Annotated in this window: 2 protein-coding genes; both read left to right on the top strand. The window is 72.9% G+C overall.

The window, feature by feature from the left end; all coding sequences use genetic code 11:
- Positions 1 to 3: 3 nt before the first annotated feature.
- Positions 4 to 1,998 carry an asparagine synthase (glutamine-hydrolyzing) gene (gene asnB, locus JNO44_RS05880; protein WP_205362029.1) on the top strand — a complete coding sequence of 665 codons (1,995 nt, stop codon included), beginning with the start codon at positions 4 to 6 and terminating at the stop codon, positions 1,996 to 1,998.
- On the top strand, positions 1,998 to 21,305 hold the full coding sequence (locus JNO44_RS05875; protein ID WP_205362028.1) for an SDR family NAD(P)-dependent oxidoreductase: 19,308 nt from the start codon (positions 1,998 to 2,000) through the stop codon (positions 21,303 to 21,305). Before asnB ends, JNO44_RS05875 begins: the two co-directional genes overlap by 1 nt.
- The last annotated feature ends 53 nt before the right edge of the window (positions 21,306 to 21,358 follow it).

Raw genomic sequence — 21,358 nt, 5'->3', positions numbered from 1 at the left:
ATCATGTGCGGGTTGGCTGGATTCCTCTCGACCTCGGTGCATCCCGATGCCACCGCCGGGGTCATCACCTCGATGCTGTCGAACATTCGTCACCGCGGGCCGGACGAGGCCGGCTACTACTTGGATGACGGCATCGCCATGGGCGCGGTGCGGCTGGCCATCGTGGATCCAGCCGACGGCTCGCAACCCATGAGCGACCCCTCGGGGCGCTACTGGATCTGCTTCAACGGCGAGATCTACAACCACATCGAGCTCCGCGCGGAACTCGCCCGGCTCGGGCGGCCGTTCCGCACCGACCACTCCGACACCGAAGTGGTGCTCCAGGCATGGATCCAGTGGGGATCGGACTGCTTCACCCGCTTCAACGGCGCCTTCGCGGTGGCCATCAGGGACGCGCTGACCGGCGACCTCGTACTGGCCCGCGACCGGTACGGCAAACGTCCGCTGTTCTACGCCGACCACGGCGATGACTTCCTCTTCGCGTCCGAGATGAAGGCGTTCCGCGCCTTTCCCGGATTCCGTTTCGCACTCGACCCGAACGAACTGGCCACCACCTTCGGGGTGTGGACGCCGCTGCCCGACCGCACGCCGTTCCACGGCATCCGCCAGCTGCCGACGGCCTCGGTGCTGACCCTCAGCGGGGGACGCCGCTCCCTGCGGCCCTACGAGGACCTCGACTTCGACGTCCCGGGCTTCGACGGCACCGAGGCCGAGGCGATCGACTTCGTCCGGGACACCCTGCGCACCAGCGTGGAGATGCGCCTGCGCACCGACGTCGAGGTGGGTGTCTACCTCAGCGGCGGCCTGGACTCCTCGATCGTGACGAGGCTGGCCACCCAGCTCTCCCCGCACCAGGTCCGCACGTTCTCCGTGGCGTTCCAGGACAAGACGTTCGACGAGTCCGACAGCCAGTCCCTGGTCGCCGAGCACCTGGGCACCGTGCACTGCACGGTCCCGATCACCAGCGCGGACATCACCGACAACTTCCCGGCCGCGGTGTACCACGCAGAGGTCCCCACCTTCCGCACCTCGTTCGTGCCGATGTTCCTGCTGTCCCGGCACGTCCGCGACGCCGGCATCAAGACCGTCCTCAGCGGCGAGGGCGCCGACGAGGCGTTCCTGGGCTACTCGCTGTTCCGCGAGACCCTGCTGCGCGAGCAGTGGAACGAGCTGCCCGACGACGAGCGCCGCACCAGGCTGGCCAACCTCCACCCGGAACTGGCGCACTTCGGTCCCGCCCACCAGGCCCACCTGCTCGGTCTGTACCAGCAGTTCTCGGCGGAACGGCTGCCGGGCCTGTTCTCCCACGAGATGCGCTACCAGAACGGCCGGTTCGCGGCGCGTCTGCTCGCCGACCGCCGCGACCCGTTCGCCGATCTGCTCGACCTGGTCGCCGCGGCGCCCGGCTACCCGGGCATGTCCGCCGTGCACAAGGCCCAGTGGCTGGAGTACAAGACGCTGCTGGCCGGGTTCCTGCTGTCCACACAGGGGGAGCGCGCCGCGCTGGCGCACAGCGTCGAGAACCGCTGCCCGTTCCTGGACCCGGCCGTGGTGCGCGCTGCCGCGTCGGTCAACCTCCGCTACGACGACGGCCAGATCGAGAAGGCCATCCTGAAGAAGGCGTTCCGCGCCGAGCTCCCGGAGTGGACCACCAACCGTCCCAAGCAGCCCTACCGCGCACCGGGCAGCGCCGCGTTCAAGGACAGCCGTCCCGAATACCTGGAACTCCTCTTGTCCGACCGCGAGTTGGCCGAGATCGACTGCCTGGACCACAAGTTCGCCCGTCGCCTGGTCGACAAGATCATGTCCTCGCCGGTCGAGGAGATCAGCACCAAGGAGGATCAGACCTTCGTGTATCTGCTGACCACAGCGGTGCTCAACCAACAGTTCGTGCTCGGTGACGGGAGCGGGCGGCCCGGCACGTCGGCGCCCGCCGACCTGAACCTGCGGGTGACCGTCGACAACCGCCGTGCCGTGCAGAAGGTGGGAGAGCGCTGATGGCTGCCGACGACATCGCGATCATCGGGCTCGCACTGCGGTTCCCTGGTTCCAACACGCTGGTCGAGCTGTTCGACCACCTTGCGGCGGGCCGCTCGCTGATCACCGAGGTGCCCGCCGAACGGTGGTCCAAGGAACGCTACTTCGGCGATCCGCGCAGCGGCGAGGAGAAGACCAACAGCGTCTGGGCCGGCTTCATCGAGAACGCCGACCGCTTCGACGCGGCCTTCTTCAACATCTCGCCGCGCGAGGCGGAGACGATGGATCCGCAGCAGCGGTTCGCGCTGGAGCTGGCCTGGCAGGCCATCGAGGACGCCGGCTACCGGGCGGGCACGCTCGCCGGCAGCCGCACCGGCGTGTTCATGGGCGTGTGCCACGGCGACTACGCCGAGCTGATCGAGCGCGACGACGTGCCGACCGACGTCTACTTCCCGACCGGCACCGCGTACTCGATCGTGGCCAACCGCCTGTCGTACTTCTTCGACTTCCACGGCCCCAGCATCGCCAACGACACCGCCTGCTCCAGCTCCCTGGTCTCCCTCTACGAGGCGGTTTCCGCACTGCACAACGGCGACTGCGACCTGGCGCTGGCCGGAGGTGTCAACCTGTGCTGGTCGCCGAAGCTGTTCGTGGCGTTCAGCAAGGCCAGCATGCTCTCGCCCACCGGCACCTCGCACGCCTTCGACGAGGGCGCCGACGGATTCGTCCGGGGCGAGGGCGGCGCCGTCCTGCTGCTCAAGCCGCTGGCCCGGGCCGTGGCGGACGGCGACCCCGTGCACGCGGTGATCAAGAGCGTCGGCACCAACCACGGCGGCAAGACCAACTCGCTGACGGTGACCAACCCGACCGCGCAGGCCACCCTGATCGAGGACGTCTACACCCGCGCCGGGATCGCGCCCGAGACCGTCAGCTACATCGAGGCCCACGGGCCGGGCACACCGGTCGGCGACCCGATCGAGATCCTCGGCCTCACCCGCGCCTTCCGAAACCTGCACGAGGCCAACGGGACCGAACCCCGGCCGGGCAGCACCGGCATCGGCTCGGTGAAGACCAACATCGGTCACCTGGAATCGGCCGCCGGCGTGGCGGGCGTGGTGAAGGTGATCGGCGCGATGGCCGCCGGGACCCTGCCGGCGACCGTCAACTTCCGCAACCAGAACCAGCTGATCGACCTGGACGGCAGCCCGTTCTACATCGTCGGCGACACCCAGCCGTGGCCGGCCGACGAGGGGACACCGCGCCGGGCGGGCGTCAGCTCCTTCGGCTTCGGCGGCACCAACGCCCATGTGCTGCTGGAGGAACCGGCCAGGGAGGAGTCGGTTCGTGACGAGCCGGCCCGTGCGGAGTCGGCCGCCGAGGCGCCGGGACCGTACGTCATCCCGCTCTCGGCGAAGAAGCCGGAGCGGCTGCGCGCGCTGGCCGAGCAGCTGCGGGACCATCTGCGGGCCCCCAAGAGCGCGCTGCGGCCGCGCCAGTCGCTGGCCGACATCGCGCACACCCTCCAGGTCGGCCGGGAGCCGATGGCGGCCCGGGCCGTGCTCGTCGTCGCGGACCGGGAGCAGCTCATCGACGCGCTGGCGTCGGTGACCGACGGCGAGGTCCACAACCCCGCCGGGGCCGGCCCGGACACGGTCGCCGCGGCCGAGGAGTGGGTCCGCGGGGGAACCGCCGACTGGCCCCACGACCCCGAGGCGCATCGCGTCCGGCTGCCCACCTACCCCTTCGCCCGCGACCGGCACTGGTACCGCACCCCGGCGGCCGAGACGCCGGACCCCGCGGCGCTGCACCCGCTCGTCCACCGCAACACCTCCGACCTGGCGCAACAGCGCTACACCAGCACCTTCACCGGGTCCGAGCCCTTCCTGGCCTCCCACCAGGTGCGCGGAGCGCGCGTGTTGCCCGCGGTCGCGTACCTGGAAATGGCGCGGGCCGCGGTGGAGTCCGCGGCGACCGGGGACGGGGCGGTCCGGCTGCGCGACGTCGCGTGGATGCGGCCGATCGTCGTGGACGAGCCGGTCGACGTGCACATCGGACTGACCCCGCGCGGCGACACGATCGCGTTCGAGTTCCGCCGGGGCGAGACGACCCACAGCGTGGGCTCCGCCGAGCTCGTCACCGTGCCGGAGCCGTCGCCACTGGACCTGGACGCCCTGCGCGCGTCCTGCGCGACCCCGCGCGACCCCGACGAGATGTACGCCCAACTCGACGCCCAGGGACTGGAATACGGGCCGGACATGCGCGCGCTGCGCGACATCCGGGTGGGGCAGGACGAGGCGCTCGCCCGCATCCAGACCACCGCGGCCGACGGATGCGTGCTGCCGCCGAGCCTCCTGGATGCCGCCTTCCAGACCTCCGTGCTCCTGATGGGCGAGAGCACCGGCCCGACCCTGGCCTTCGCCCTCGACGAACTCCAGGTCCACCGGCCCTGCCCGTCCGAGACCTGGGCCTGGGTCCGACGCAGCGGCGACTCCGGGGCGCTCGCCAAGTTCGACATCGACCTGTGCGACCGCGACGGCGTGATCAGCGCCAGCCTGCGCGGCCTCGCCCAGCGCACCACCGACGCCGGCCCGCGCGTCGTCACCGCGACCACGCGGTGGATCGACCGGACGACGAACCCGGGCGACGGCTCCCGCACCACGCACTCCGTGACCCTGCCGGAGATCGCTCCGGCCCATCCGGCCGACGGCGTCGAGGCCATGACGGAGCAGGTGTTCGCCGAGGTCCAGCAGCTGCTCGCGGCCGGCCCCAAGGGCGAGCACCGGTTCCTGGCGCTGGTCGACGCCCGGGTGCCGGCGCACTTCCACGCCCCGTTGACCGGCCTGTTCCGCACCGTCGCCCTGGAGAACCCGCTCGTCTCGGGCCGCATCGTGCGGGTCGCGGGCCTGGCTGCGGCCTCCCCGGAACAGGTCGCGCGGCTCGTCCGCGAGGAAGGCGCCGACGACTCCGCCGACACCGAGGTCCGCTACTCCGCCGACGGCACCCGGCAGGTGCGGGAGCCCGTCGAGACACGGCTCGGTGCCGGTCCTCGGGTGCCCGAGCTGCGGGCCGGCGGGGTGTACTGGGTCACCGGTGGCCTCGGCGGCATCGGCCCGCACCTCGCCCGCTACTTCGGCCGCGCGGAGGCGACGGTCGTGCTCAGCGGTCGCTCCACGGCCGGCTCCGTCGCGGCGCTGCGGGCCGAGGGCGTCGACGCGCACTACCTGCCGGTCGACGTGGCCGATGCCCAGGCCGTGCGGGCCGCGGTCGAGACGGTCGTGCGGGAGCACGGTTCGCTCGACGGCGTCGTGCACGCCGCCGGTGTGCTGCGCGACCAGTACCTGCTGCGCAAGGACCTCGCCGACGTCCCCCTGGTGACCGCGCCGAAGGTCCGCGGCACGCTCAACCTCGACGCCGCCACCCGCCATCTCGACCTGGACTTCTTCGCGCTGTTCTCCTCGGTCGCCAGCGTCTACGGCAACCCGGGGCAGTCCGACTACGCGGCGGCCAACGCCTTCCTGGACGCCTTCGCCGAGCACCGGCAGTCGCTGGTCGAGGCGGGGGAGCGCAGCGGGAGGACCGTCGCCGTCAGCTGGCCGCTGTGGGCCGAAGGCGGCATGACCATGGACGAGGTAACCCTGGAGTCGATGCGCCGCGAGCGCGGGTGGCAGCCCCTGCCCACCGAGGACGGGCTGCGCGCCTTCGGCCGGTCCCTGCTCGCCGACGCCCCCGCGCACCTCGTCGTCGCCTACGGTGCCGAGGCCACCCTCGGCGCGGCCCGCCGCGCGGCGCCGGCGCCGGTGGCGTCGTCCGGCGGCGTGGCGGAGGGCGACCGGGCCGGCGCGGACGACCTCCAGGCGCGGGCCGAGGACCTGCTCAAGGGCGTCGTCGCCGAGGTCCTCCGACACGCCCCGGAAGACCTGGAGTCGACCACCAACCTGATCGAGTACGGCATCGACTCGCTGAGCATCCTGGGGGTGACCGCCCAACTGGAGAAGCTCTTCGGGCCGCTGTCCAAGACGATCTTCTTCGAGTACCTCAACATCGCGGACGTGGCCGCGCACTTCGTGGAGTCGCGGCGCGAACAACTGGAAGCCGTGCTGGGGAAGACGGAGCGGGCACGGACGCCGGACGCAGGACGGGACGCCCCGGCCGAGCGGCCGAACGCCCCGGCGACGCGGTTCGACGACGCGGCCGGGCCCACCACCGCACGGGTCCGCGAACCCGCCGCCGAGCCCGGCACCGCAGGCGCTTCCGCACCCGACGCACCCGACGCACCCGACGCACGCGACGACCGGCACGACATCGCGATCATCGGCGTGTCCGGGCGCTACCCCGGCGCCGACACGATGGACGAGCTGTGGGAGCTGCTGGAGAACGGCCGGCACACTTTCGAGGAGATCCCCGCCGACCGCTGGGACCACGCGGCGGTCCACGACAGTGACCGCGCCGTGCTCGGCAAGAGCGTGATCAGGACGGGAACCTTCCTCCGCGACATCGACGCCTTCGACCCCCGCTACTTCCGCATCTCCAAGCGCGAGGCCGAGCAGATGTCCCCGGAGGTGCGGCTGTTCCTCCAGGCCGGCGTGCAGGCGCTGGAGGACGCCGGCTACTCACGGGAGACCATCCACCGCCGCTACCAGGGCGATGTCGGCGTGCTCGTGGGCACCATGAGCAACCACTACAACCTCTACGGCTTCCAGAACGGCCTGACCCGGGGCGCGCCGCAGAGCGGCAGCTACACCGGGACGATCCCCAACATGCTGTCCTACTTCTACGGCCTGACCGGGCCGTCGCTCTTCGTGGACACCATGTGCTCGGCCTCGTCCACGTGCGTGCACCAGGCCGTCCAGATGCTGCGGGCCGGCGAGTGCCGGATGGTGGTCGCCGGCGGCATCAACCTCATGCTGCACCCGTACAACCTGATCGCCTCGTCGCAGGAGCACTTCACCACCGGCACCTCCGACGTCATCCGCAGCTTCGGCCGGGGCGTGGACGGCACCATCCTCGGCGAGGGCGTCGGCGCGGTCGTGCTCAAGCCGCTGGTCGACGCCGAGCGCGACGGCGACCAAGTGTACGCCGTCATCAAGGGCACCGCTCTGTCCAACGCCGGCACCCGCAACGGCTTCACCGTGCCGAACCCGGGCATGCAGGCGCACGCGATCGAGAAGGCGGTGGCGGACGCCGCCGTCGACCCCAGGACGATCAGCTATGTCGAGGGGCACGGCTCGGGCACCGCGCTGGGCGACCCGATCGAGGTCCGCGCGCTGACCACGGCGTACCGCAAGCACACCCCGGACCGGCAGTTCTGTGCGCTCGGATCGGTCAAGGCCAACATGGGGCACCTGCTGGCGGCGGCCGGCATGATCGGGCTGGCCAAGGTGCTGCTCCAGTTCCGGCACGGCAAGCTGGTGCCGTCCCTGCACAGCACGGAACTGAACCCGGACATCGACTTCACCGACACGCCCTTCCGGGTGCAGCAGACGCTCGCCGACTGGCAGCCCCCGGTCACCGTGGTGGACGGCCGGGAGGTCGCCCACCCCCGCCGGGCCGGCATCACCTCGATCGGCGCCGGCGGCATGAACTCGCACATCATTCTGGAGGAGTACCCCGAACGTCCGGCGCGCCGGGAGCCGTTCGGCGAGCAGCTCTTCGTGTTCTCCGCGATGAACGAGGCCGCGCTCGGGCGCTATCTGGTCTCCTTCCGCGACTACCTCGCCGGGGCGCCGGAGGCCGATCTCCCCGACATCGCGTTCACCCTGCGCGTGGGCAAGAACGAGTTGGCCCACCGCTGGGCGTTCGTCGCGGCGGACAAGAGGTCCGCGCTGGCGGCCGTCGACGGCTACCTCGCCGGGCGACGGGAGCTGCCCGCGCACGACCTCGCGACGACCTGGGTCGCCGGCCGGAGCGTCGACTGGGACCAACTGCCGACGGCGCGCCGGGTGTCGCTGCCGGCGTACCCGTTCGAGAAGGTGCGGTGCTGGGTCGAGCAGACCGACGGCGCGCCGTCCGTGCTGGCCCCGCTGGCGTTGCGGGAGCGGCTGCACCCGTTCCTGGGGCGCAATGCGTCCGACGTCCGCGGCCTGCGCTACGCGACGGACGTCCACCTCGACGACCTGCTCGACTACGGCTACCGCCGGGACAAGGCGCCGGCCGTCGTGCCCACCTTCGCCGTGGACCTCGCGCTGGCCACCGCGAAGGTCAGCGGATTCGCCGCACAGGCGTCGGTCCACGACCTGCGCGTGCTGCGGCCCGTCGACTGGTCCGCGACCCGGCGGCTGGTCACGGAGTTCGCCGACGGCCACGGCATCGTGCGGACCGACGACGGGTCGGCGGCCGTGGAGTTCACCGTGCGCGCCGCCACGCCGCCGTCCGGTCGGATCGACCTGGCCGACCTGCGGCAGGTGCGCACGCGGGAGCAGTTCCTGGCGGAGCTGGCCGACGGCGGGCTGGACTACAAGCCGGCGTCGTGCGCGGTCGACGGCGTGTTCTGCACGCCGGACGAGCGGACCGTGCTGCGGGTCGGCCGTCCCGCGTTCCAACAGGACCACGCGCGACGCAACGTCACCGTGGAGCCGTACGTCCTGGCCGCCCTCGCCCAGGGCGTGCAGTGGGAGGCCCGGCGCGCCGGCGCACCGGACTGGGCCCGGACCGCGCTCAACCACGTCGCGGAGATCCACGTGCGGGCCGGCGTGCCGGTCGCCCACGTGCTCTTCGAAGCCGACCGGATCGTCCTGGCCGGCGAAACGGGCGAGGTCGTCGGGGAGTTGGCCGGCGTGCGACGCGGCGTCGGAGGGACGACGCCGGCCGACCGCCCGGTACCGCAGGCCGCCCCGGCACCCGTCGAACCGGAGCCGGTGAGCATCGAGCCGGTGGCATCGCCCGTGCCGGCCGTCGTGGACGTGCTGCGGTCCATCGCCGCCGACATCCTCAAGTTCGCGCCGGAGGAACTCGACCCGCGCACCGGCCTGGACGCGTTCGGCTTCGCCTCCATCTCGCTGGTGGCCTTCGCCAAGGAGATCCACGAGCGGTTCGGCGTCACGATCAGCCCGGCGGTCTTCTTCGACGTCAACACGCTGGAGGGACTGGGCACCTACCTCGCCGACGAGCACGGCGTCACGGTCGAGGCCCGACCGCCGCAGCCGGCCCGAGTCGAGGAGCGGCCCGAGCCGGTGCGCGCCGAGGCCCGGCCGGAGCCGGCCGGCGGCGCGGCCGATCCGCGGCTGCCGATCGCCGTCATCGGCGCGGCGGGGCGCTTCCCGGGCGCCCGCGACCTGGACGAGTACTGGGCGAACCTGGTGGCCGGCAAGGACTCCGTCACCGCCTTCCCGCTGCACCGGTACGACGAGAACCAGCGCCGGACGATTGCCGCCCAGGACTTCCCCCAGCGGGTCGGAGCCCTCGACGACATCGACGCCTTCGACGCCGGCTTCTTCCGCATCCTGCCGCGCGAGGCCGATCTGATGGACCCGCAGCACCGCCTCGCGCTGGAGACGGTGTGGCAGGCGCTGGAGGACAGCGCGTACCGGCCGGCGGACCTGCCGACCACCACCGGGGTGTTCCTCGGCGTCACGGGCAACGACTACGCGACCCTGCTCACCTCGCTCGGTGTGGCACCGGACGCCTTCACCGCGACCGGGACGACGCACTCGATCCTGGCCAACCGCATCTCCTATCTGCTCGATGTGCGCGGCCCGAGCGAACCGATCGACACGGCCTGCTCCAGTTCGCTGGTGGCGGTGCACCGGGCGATGGAGGCGATCCGTTCCGGCGCCTGTGACATGGCCGTCGCGGGCGGGGTGAACGTGCTGCTCAGCACCGACGCGTTCGTCAGCGCGCACCGCGCGGGCATGCTCAGCCCGGACGGCCTGTGCAAGACCTTCGACGCCGACGCCAACGGCTATGTGCGCGGCGAGGGCGTCGGGGCGGTCGTGCTCAAGCCGTTGGCCGCGGCGGAGCGCGACGGCGACGCGATCCTCGGCGTGCTCCGGGGCAGCGCGTGCAACCACGGCGGGCGGGCGAACTCGCTGACCGCGCCGAACGCCGACGCCCAGGCCGAGCTGGTGACGGCCGCCCTCGGCGACCTCGACCCGGACACCGTCGGCTACCTGGAGACGCACGGCACGGGCACGGCCCTCGGCGATCCGGTGGAGGTCCGCGCGCTGCGCACGGCGTTCCGCCGGCTGGGACGCCGTGACGACGGAGCCTGCGGCCTCGGTTCGGTCAAGACCAACATCGGCCACCTGGAGTCGGCCGCCGGCATCGCCGGACTGCTGAAGGTGCTGCTCGCGCTGAAGCACGGTGTGCTGCCCGCGACCCAGCACGTCCAGCAGGTCAACCCGTACATCGAACTGGCCGACGGCCCGTTCCACATCGTGCGGGAGAACGAGCCCTGGGCGCGTCCCCGCAACCGTGACGGCAGCCCCGCGCCGCGGCGCGCCGGGGTGAGCAGCTTCGGGTTCGGCGGCGTCAACGCCCATGTCGTCGTCGAGGAATACGTTCCCCGCGACCAGGACGGGGAGGTCGCCACCACGGTGGCGGTGCCGCTGTCGGCCCGCACCCGGGAGCAGTTGACCGCCCGCGCCCGGGACCTGCTGTCCTACCTGGAGAGGTCGGACGACGTCCCGCTGCCGTCCGTCGCGTGGAGCCTGCAGATCGGCCGCGAGGAGATGGCGGAACGCGTCGGCTGGATCGTCTCGTCGCGTGCCGAACTCCTCGATCGGCTACGGGCGTTCGTCACCACCGGCGACCGTGGGGTCGGCGAGGGCCTGATCGGGGAGTGGATCGACGGCGCCACCGTCGACTGGCGCGCGGCGTTCGGCGGCACACCGCCCCGGCGCGTGCAGCTGCCCGGATACCCCTTCGCCCGGGACCGGTTCTGGATCCCCGGCACCAGGCACCTTCCCGGCGCCGAGCAGCCCTCCGGGGCCGGGCGAGGTCACCGCACCGAGCAACGCGGCGGCGACGCGCAGGAGATCGGCACGGTCCTGCTCACGCCGCGGTGGACGCCGACGCCCGCGGCCGCGACCGGCCGGTACGACCGGCGTGTCGTGGTGCTGTGCGGGATCGACGGGTCCGTGCCCGGCGCGCTCCACCTGGACACCGTCAAGCGGCGGCCGGAGAGCCGCTTCCGCGACCTGTCGTGGCAGCTGCTGGAGACCGTCCGCGGCCTCGACGCCCGGGCCGGCACCACCTTGGTGCAGGTCGTCACCGACGACATCGCCCTGGCCGGCCTGCTGCGGACCGTCGCCAAGGAGAACCCCCGGATCGCCGGCCAGGTCATCGGCATCGACGACGCCGGCGGCACCGACCTGGCCGCCGTCGTGGCGGAGAACGCCGAGGCCACCGACGATCTCGTGGTCTACCGCAACGGTGTCCGGCACACCCGCACCTGGGCGCCGGCCGCGCGTGCGGGCACGGCGGCCGGCACGCCGTGGCGCGACGGCGGCGGGTATCTGATCACGGGCGGCGCGGGCGGTATCGGCGCCCGCCTGGCCCGCCGGATCGCCGCGGACGTGCGGCGACCGACCCTGGTGCTGGCCGGCCGGTCGCCCGGCGACAGCCAAGTAGACCGCCTGCTCGCCGAGTTGCGGCAGGCCGGCGCGGACGCGCGGTATGTGCGTGCCGATGTCTCCCGCTGGGAGGAGGTGCGGCACCTCGTCGCCGAGGCGGGCGAGCTCACCGGGATCGTGCACGCCGCCGGCGTGGTCCGGGACGCGCTGCTCGCGGAGAAGACCGTCGAGCAGTGGGACGAGGTGGTCGCGACCAAGGTGGACGGTCTCGTGCACCTCGACCGGGCCACCGAGCACTGCCCGCTGGAGTTCCTGCTGACGTTCTCCTCGGGCGCCGCGCTCACCGGCAACCCCGGCCAGTCCGACTACGCGACCGCCAACGCCTTCCTCGACGAGTTCGCCGCCGTGCGCAACACGCGGGTCGCCGAGGGTCGGCGCCGCGGGCGCACGCTGTCGCTGGCGTGGCCGCTGTGGGAGGACGGTGGCATGCGGGTGGACGACCGTGCTCGGGCATATCTGTGGGAGGACCGGGGGTTGGCCCCGATGCCCACGGAGGAGGGGCTCACGGCCCTGCTCGACGCCTGGCACACGGGGGCGGACCAGGTGTGGGTGCACCACGGCGACCCGCGGCGGGCGCAGCCGGGTGCGCCGGCCGCGACACCCCGGCCGGCCGCGGCGGCCCGACCGATCGCGACCCGTCCCGTGCCCACCGCGGACCCGGACGTCCTGGACCATCTCCTCACCGTGTTCGCCGAGGTCACCGGCCTCGCACCGGGTTCGGTCGACCCCGACCGCCCGCTCGTCGAGGTCGGCCTGGACTCGATGATGGTCCTCCAGCTCAACCGGGAGCTGATCCGGACCCATCCCGACGTCTCCTCGACGATCTTCTACGAGCAGCCGACCCTTCGGGCGGTCGCCGGCCAACTCACCGGCCACCGGCCGGAACCGGCGCAGCAGCCCACCAGCACCACCGACACGCCGACCGCACCCGCTGCGACCGCCGACACGCCGACCGGCCGCGCCGAACCGCCGGCCGCCGGCACCGACGAGCCGATCGCGATCATCGGACTGAGCGGGCGCTACCCCGGCGCCGCCGACCCGGACCAGTTCTGGGACAACCTCCGGGCCGGCCGCGACTGCGTCCGGGAGGTGGACCGCTGGCCGCTGGACGGCTTCTTCGAACCGGACCGCAACACGGCGGTCGCCACCGGCCGCAGCTACAGCAAGTGGGGCGGCTTCCTGGACGACTTCGCCGCGTTCGACCCCAGGTTCTTCGGCATCGCCCCGCGCGACGCCTACGCCATGGACCCGCAGGAGCGGCTCTTCGTCCAGGCCGCATGGGAAGTCCTGGAGGACGCGGGCTACACCAGGGCACGCCTGGCCGACCGCCACGGCCACGGGGTCGGGGTGTTCGCGGGCGTCACCAAGGTCGGCCACGCCCGGCACGACGTGGGCCGACTGCCCTCGGGCGAACTCGTGGTGCCCGGCCTGTCGTTCGCCTCGCTGAGCGCCCGCGCCTCCTACCTGCTCGACCTGCGCGGACCGAGCCTGACCATCGACACCATGTGCTCGGCGTCGCTGACCGCGATCCACGAGGCGTGCGAGCAACTCCGGCGCGGCGCCTGCGAGGTGGCGATCGCCGGCGGCGTGAACCTCTACACCCATCCGCTGGACTACGTCGAGCTGTGCCGCTCCGGCATGCTCTCGCCCGACCAGCACTGCCGCAGCTTCGGCGCCGGCGGCCACGGGTTCGTGCCCGGTGAGGGCGTCGGATGCGTGCTCCTCAAGCCGCTGTCCCGGGCGGAGGCCGACGGGGACCGGGTGCTCGCGGTGATCCGCGGCTCCAGCGTCAACCACGGCGGCCGCACCACCGGCTACACCGTGCCGAGCCCGGTCGCCCAGGCGGATCTGGTCCGACAGGCGCTGGACCGGGCCGGGGTCCACGCACGGGAGGTCAGTTACGTCGAGGCGCACGGCACCGGCACCGAACTGGGCGACCCGATCGAGATCACGGGCCTGACCACCGCGTTCGAGCAGGACACCGCCGACCGGCAGTACTGCGCGATCGGCTCGGTGAAGTCGGGCATCGGCCACCTGGAGGCCGCGGCCGGGGTGGCCGGCCTGACCAAGGTCCTGCTCCAGATGCGGCACCGGCAGCTCGTGCCGACCCTGCACGCCGAACGACTCAATCCGAACATCACCTTCGAGCGGACCCCGTTCCGCGTCCAGCGCGAGCTGAGCCCGTGGCACTGCGAGGGCCCGCGGATCGCTGCGGTGTCCTCGTTCGGAGCCGGCGGCTCGAACGCGCACCTGATCGTCGAGGAGTATCCCGTGCAGCCGACCAACGGCCCGACGCACACCGCCGAACAGGTCGTCGCCCTCTCGGCGAGGACCCCCGAGCAGCTCACCGCGTCCCTCGACCGGCTGGCCGGGTTCCTCGACCGCAACCCGGACACCGACCTCGCCGACCTGGCCTTCACGCTCCAGGTCGGACGGGAGGCGATGACCGAGCGGTACGCGGTCGCGGTGTCGTCCACCGAGGAACTGAGGACCAGCCTGCGTGCCGGCCGGGGACACCGGGGCACCGTCGAGGCATCCGGCGGTCTGCTCGCCGAGATCACCGACGACGGCGACCTCCAGGAGCTGCTGGTGCAGCGCTGGATCGCGGCCGGCAAGCTGTCCAAGCTGGCGGCGCTGTGGGCCTCGGGCGTCGCGGTGGACTGGGAGCGCCTGCACCAGGGCGCGCCGCGCCGGGTGGTGTCGCTGCCGACCTATCCGTTCGCCAAGGACCGGTTCTGGATCGGTGACCTGACCCGGACGGCGCCGGCACAGGTCGCGGCCCCGGCCGCCGAGCCCGTGGCCGAGCCCATCGTCGAACGCGCCGCCCGACCCGCCGCCCGACCCGTCGCCGAACCCGTCGTCGTGGAGCCGGCCGCCGTGGCACCCGCTGCCGCGGAGCCCGCGGCCGCGCCCCCCGTCGCCGGGCGCCGGAGCCCGGACGAGATCGTGCCCGCCGTGGTGCGCGAGAAGGTCGCCCGCGCGTTGGCGCTGGAGGTCGCCGAGATCGAGGGCGGCCTGGCGTTCGCCGACTACGGCCTGGACTCGATCCTGGCGATCCGCGTGGTGCACCAGCTCAACGAGGCGCTGTCGCTGGACCTCCCGACCAGCGTGGTCTTCGACTTCAGCACCGCCGACCGGCTGACCGCACACCTGCTCACCACGTACCGGGACACCCTCGTCTACACGGAGGGCGCCGCGGACACGGCGTCGGAGCCGGCGGACGCCCCGCAGGCGACGGGGGAGCCCGCGCCGGTGCGGACCGAGCGCCGGGCGGACGAGCGCGTCGGCGGGGAGCGCGGACCGATCGCGGTGATCGGCATGAGCGGCCGGTTCGCCGGCGCCGACTCACTGGACGAACTGTGGACGCACCTGGCCGACGGCGACGACCTGGTCACCGGGACGACCCGGTTCGACCTCGACGGCGTGAGCAGCTGCACCCGGGGCGGATTCCTCGACCGCATCGACGAGTTCGACGCGATGTTCTTCAACATCTCCGGCACCGAGGCCACGGTGATGGACCCCCAGCAGCGGCTGCTGCTCGAAGAGTCCTGGAAGGCGTTGGAGGACGCCGGATACGCCGGGCAGATGGACCGGCGGCGCTGCGGCGTGTACGTCGGAGCCTGGGCGGGGGACTACCAGGGGCTGCTCGACCCGGACGCCCCGGCGCAGACCCTGTGGGGCAACATGACGTCGGTCATCCCGAGCCGGGTGTCCTACTTCCTCGACCTCAAGGGCCCGGCGATCGCCGTCGACACCTCGTGCTCCAGCTCGCTGGTGGCGATCGACCTGGCGTGCAAGGACCTCTGGTCCGGTGAGACCTCGATGGCGCTGGCGGGCGGGGTGTTCCTCCAGTCCACGCCGCGGCTGTACGGGCTCGCGGGCCGCGCCGGCATGCTCTCGCCGACCGGGCGCTGCCACACCTTCGACCACCGCGCCGACGGCTTCGTGCCCGGTGAGGGCGTCGGGGTCGTGGTGCTCAAGCGCCTCGCGGACGCGCTGGCCGACGGCGACCACATCCACGGCGTGATCAAGGCAAGCGGGGTCAACCAGGACGGCGCCACCAACGGCATCACCGCGCCGAGTTCGCTCTCCCAGGAGAGCCTGCTGCGCGAGGTGTACGAGCGGTTCGACATCGACGTGACGCGGATCGGACTCGTCGAGGCGCACGGCACCGGCACCAAGCTCGGCGACCCCATCGAGTTCCAGGCACTCGACCGCGCCTTCCGCGCCCACACCGACAGGACGGAGTACTGCGCGGTCGGCTCCTTGAAGACCAACATCGGCCACACCCAGTTCGCGGCCGGCGTCGCGGGCGTGCTCAAGGTGCTGCTGGCCCTCAAGCACCGGCAGATCCCCGCCTCGCTGCACTTCGAGACCGCCAACGAGGCGATCCCCCTCGCCGGCAGCCCGTTCTACCTGAGCACCCGCACCCACGCCTGGGAGGCGCCGGCCGGCGCGCCGCGCTGCGGTGTGGTGAGTTCCTTCGGCGCCAGCGGGACCAACGCACACCTCGTACTCGAAGAGGCGCCGCCCGTCGCGCGCACCGCGACCCCGCACCGGGCCCACACCGTGGTCCTCTCGGCGCGCACCGAGCAGCAACTCGACGAGCAGAGGCGCCGGTTGGCGGCCCACCTGCGCGCCGACGCCACGATCGACCTCGGCGACCTCGCGTACACGTTGGCCGTCGGCCGGCAGCGCTTCGCGCACCGGTTCGCCTGTGTGGTCCGGGACCGCGAGGAGCTGATCCAGGTCCTCGACGGCACGGTCCCGGCCCGCCTGCCCGCCGACGAGCCGATACCGGCCGAGGGGCGCCGCATCCCGCTGCCCACCTACCCGTTCGCCCGCGACCGGTACTGGCCCGCGGCGGCCGGCGACGACCGGGTGACGCTGACTCGTGAACACGGCCTGCTGCGCGACCACGTGGTGCAGGGCCGCCACATCCTGCCCGCGGTCGCCTCCCTCGAACTGGCCCGCAGGGCGGTCGGCACCGTCCCGGTGCGGATGCGCAACGTGACGTGGGTGCAGCCGCTGGAGGTGGCCGACACCCCGGTGGAGGCCCGGGTGACGGTGCGCGCGACCGGCAGGGGCGGCCACCGCTTCGAGATCGCCACCGGCGACACGGTGTGCTGCGAAGGCAGCATCACGCCGTCCGACGCCCCGCGCCCGGCCCGGGCCGACCTGGCCGCGCTGCGCGCGGACTGCCGGGAGACCGTCTCCGGCGACCGGATCCACGACGCCCTGGTGTCGATGGGCATCGACCACGGCCCGACGCTCCGGGCGATCCGGCAGGCGCACGTCGGCTCCGGGATCGTCCTGGCCGAACTGGCGCTGCCCGACGGGGCGGAGCCGGGGGTGCTGACGCCCGCGATGCTGGACTCGGCGATCCAGTCGGCGGTGGCGGCCCACCTCACCGGGATGCGGGACACCGCCGTGCCGTTCGCCCTGGACCAGCTGGACGCGTTCGCCCCGTGCACGCCGACGATGTGGGCGATCGTGCGGGGCGGCGGCTCCGGACCGCTCGACAAGCTGGACATCGACCTGGTGGACGCCGACGGCGAGGTCTGCGTACGGCTCACCGGATACACCTCGCGCCGCACGGTCCAGGCCGAGCCCGCACTGTTCGCTCCGGTGTGGGACCCGATCACCGCGGCCGACGCGCCGGTGCCGTCCGGCACGGACCGGGTCCTGGTCGTCGGCGGGCCCGCACCGTTCGACACCGCCCTGACCTGGCCGTTGCCGCCCTCGGCGACCGTCGAGGAGGCGACCGCCGCGCTGCGTGCGCTGGGCCCCGTCGACCACCTGGTCTGGGCCGCGCCCGAGACCAAACTCGAACCCACCGACGCCCCCGGGCACGTCGCCGCCCAGAACGACGGCGTCGTCGCGGCGTTCCGCATGATCAAGGCACTGCTCGCTGCCGGATACGACGCCCGGCCGCTGGGGATCACGCTGGTCACGCTCCGCGCCCTCGCCACCCACGCCCACGACGCCGTCCAGCCGGCACACGCCGGACTCCACGGCCTGTTCGGGTCGTTGGGGCGGGAGTACGGGCAGTGGACCGTGCGACGCGTCGACCTCGACACCCCCGAATGGCCGGCCGATCTCACGGCGCTGCCCGCACAGTCACCCGACGACGCCTGGGCCCGGCGCGCCGGCCAGTGGCTGGCCCGACGCTGGGCGCCCTGTGCGGCACCGGCGAAACCGGTCTACCGCGAGGGCGGCGTCTACGTCGTGATCGGCGGCGCCGGCGGCCTGGGCACCGCCTGGACCCAGCACGTGGTGCAGCACTTCGGCGCGCACGTCACCTGGATCGGCCGCAGCGCGCACGACGCGTCCGTGGAGGACAAGCTGCGCGCCGTCACCGGACGCGGCACCGTCCGCTACCTCAGCGCCGACGCCGGCGACCCGGCCGCGTTGCGCCGGGCCGTCGCCGAGGTCAGGCAGCGGCACCCGCGGATCAACGGGGTGGTGCAGGCCGCACTCGTCCTGCGGGACAGCACCTTCGCCAGGATGGACGAGGCGACGCTGCGCGCCGGACTCGCGGCCAAGATCGACGTCACGACCGCGATGGCCGAGGTCTTCGACGGCGAGCCCCTGGACTTCGCGGTGCTGCTGTCGTCGATGCAGTCCTTCACGACCGCCGCCGGCCAGGGCAACTACGCGGCCGGATGCACCTTCAGCGACGCCTATGCGCACGCCCTCGGCCAGCACTGGGACACCCCGGTCAAGGTCATGAACTGGGGGTGGTGGGGCGACCGCGGGAGCGTCACCTCCGCGTTCTACCGGGAGCGGCTGAGCCGGGTCGGACTGGTGTCGATCGAGCCGCACGAGGGGCTCGCCGCCCTGGACACGCTGCTCGGCGGGGACCAGCGACAGCTGGCGTTCATCAAGACCAACCAGCACAACACCCTGGCCAACTTCGACCGCGCCACCCAGGTCACCGTGCACGAGCCGACGCCCTCCCGGGTCCGCGGCGAGCTGCTGCTCACCTCCGACGACGTGGACGGCCGCATGGACGGGGTCGTGCGGTGGCGCCGGACCGAGCGCGACCCGTGGTTGGCCAAGGTCCTGGCGGCGCAGCTGGCGTCCCTCGACCACGGCGCGATCCTGCCGTTGTACGCCGACTGGTTGGCGCACGCCGAGCGGGTCGGCGTGCCGGCCGAGCCGGTGGAGGTGGTGCTGGCGCAGTGGGACCGGCAGTGCGAGCTGTGGTCGACCGACGCCCACCGCACCGCCGAGCTGCGGCTGGTCTCCGCCACGCTCAGGGCCCTGCCGGACGTCCTGACCGGCCGGATCCGACCCACCGACATCATCTTCCCGCGCGGCTCGATGGAGCTGGTGGAGGGCTGCTACCGGGACAACCCGGCCGCCGACCTGTTCAACCGGGCCATGGCCCGCGCCGCCGTGGACATCGTCACGGAGCGGCTGCGCCACGAACCCGGTGCGCGGCTGCGGATCCTGGAGATCGGCGCCGGCACCGGCGGCACCAGCGCCGGGATGTTCGCCGCGCTCAAGCCGTACCAGGACAGCATCGAGAGCTACGTCTACACGGACCTGTCCAAGGCGTTCCTCAACCACGCACGGGCCACCTACGGGCCGGACGTGCCGTACCTGGACTGCCGGCTCCTCAACATCGAGCAGCCGTTGGCCGGGCAGGACGTCGCCGAGGGCGGTTTCGACCTGGTGATCGCCGCCAACGTGCTGCACGCGACCCGGGACACCCGCAACACCCTGCGCAACGCCAAGGCCGCCCTGCGGGCCGGCGGATGGCTGCTGCTCAACGAGCTGTCGGCGTTCGACCTCTTCAGCCACTTGACGTTCGGGCTGCTGGAGGGCTGGTGGCTGTTCGACGACCGGTCGCTGCGGATCCCCGGCTCGCCGGCGCTGTCGCCCGAGAGCTGGCGGGACGTGCTGACCGGAGAGGGGTTCGGCACCGTCGTCTTCCCGGTCTCGCAGGCGCGGCCGCTGGGGCAGCAGGTCATCGCGGCGGAGAGCGACGGCGTGGCGCGGCAAGGACTGGCCGGCGCGGCCAAAGGGCGCGCCCGGCAAGGGACGGGGAGCACTCCGAAGGCGGGGGCGCGGCCCGGTGCCGGCGGCGCGGAGCGCACGGTGCCGACACCGCGATCCGAGCCCGCGCCTGCCCCGGTGTCCGGCACCGCGGTCGTCGCCCCTGAGGCGGCCCCGGTCCCGGCGCCCCGGCCCGCCCCGGTGGTGAGCCCCGAGCCGGCGCCCGCCGCCACCCCCGCAGCGCTGTCCGACCCGTCCGCGGTCATCCTCGACAAGGCCGCCGCCGTCCTGGGCATCCCGGCCGACCGGATCGACACCTCGGCCCGGCTCACCGACTACGGCCTGGACTCGATCCTGGTCCTCCAGCTGACCAACGCCCTGCGCGAGGAGTTCGGCGACGACGTCTCCTCCACCCTGCTCTTCGAGGTGGAGTCCATCGACGGCCTGTGCGCCCACTTCGCGGGCCCGGCCGGCGAACGGTGGAACCTCTCGCGTGGGCAGCTGGCCATGTACCGGGACCAGCGGCGCTGCCCGGAGTCGACCGCCTACCACCTCCCGCTCCTCTTCGAGATCCACGGCGACCTGGACGAGGCGGCACTGGAGCGGGCGATCCACGCGCAGACGGAGCTCCACCCGCTGCTCGGCGCGGTCCTCGGCGAGCGGGACGGCGAGCCGTACCTGGACATCGACCCGACCAGGGTCCCGTCGTTCGAGCGGATCGACATCGCGGCCGCCTCGCGCGTCGCACAACTCGCCAGGCTGCGGGAGCTGGTCAACATCCCGTTCGACCTGGCGACGGGCCCGCTGGTCCGGACGCACCTGGTGACCCTCCCCGGGCGACGCCGGCTGCTGATGATCACCGCGCACCACATCCTGCTGGACGGCACGTCGACCGCGGTCCTGGTCCGCACGCTCAAGGACGCCTACCGGGGCGGGGGGAACCTGAGCCGGGCCACCTACGGCGACTTCGTCGCCTGGGAGGAGGCGCTGCTGACCGGCCCACGGGCCGCGCGGCACCGCGACTACTGGGTCGGTGAGTTGGCGGCCCCGCGCAGGACGCTCGCGCTGCCGTACGACCGGCCGTACGACCCGAGGCGGCTGCCCCGCGTGGACACGGTGACGTTCACGCTGCCGCCGGCACTGGCCACCGCACTCGCCGACACGGCACGGGAACACCGGGTCAGCGTGGCGATTGTGCTCTTCGCGACGTACGCGCGGTTCCTGCACGAGCTGACCGGACAGGACGACCTGATCCTGGGCATGACCGCCGCCGCCCGCTACGAGCAGCGGTTCCAGGACGTGGTCGGCCAGTTCGCCAACTGCCTGCCGATCCGCTGCGCGGTCACCGGCGGCCTCCCCGAACTGCTCGGCCCGCTCCAGCGCAAGGTGGTCGCCGGCATCGAGCACGGCGCCTACCCCCTGTGGGAGATCACCCGGGCACTGGGGGCGGAGGACGAGCCGCTGGTACTGACCAACTTCCTGTTCCAGAACTTCGACGGCGCCGAACTGCTCACCAACGACGCGCCGGCCGGTCAGGGCGAGTTGGACCTGCGGCGGTTCGACGACCTGCCGTACGCCGGAGAGTACGTGCTGTCCGCGGAGTTCTACCGGGAGGGCGCGGGCTACAAGGTGTTCCTCAAGTACGACACCCATGTCTTCAACGAAGCCACGGCGCGCCGGATGAGGGACGAGTGGCACGCGATCATCCGGGATGAACTGGGCCAGCACGGCGGGACGGAGGAACCGGACGCGTAGCAGCGGGTGAACGGGCCGGGCCGCGGAGACGTTCGGTGTCTCCGCGGCCCGGA

The organism is Streptomyces noursei, assembly GCF_016917755.1.
Lineage (GTDB): Bacteria > Actinomycetota > Actinomycetes > Streptomycetales > Streptomycetaceae > Streptomyces > Streptomyces yunnanensis.
This window is presented reverse-complemented; position numbering and strand designations above follow the sequence as displayed.

What these genes read in the sequence shown, in the direction of transcription:
- asnB (WP_205362029.1), top strand. Translation starts at nt 4, where the DNA reads ATGTGCGGGTTGGCTGGATTCCTCTCGACCTCGGTGCATCCCGATGCC.
- JNO44_RS05875 (WP_205362028.1), top strand. Translation starts at nt 1,998, where the DNA reads ATGGCTGCCGACGACATCGCGATCATCGGGCTCGCACTGCGGTTCCCT.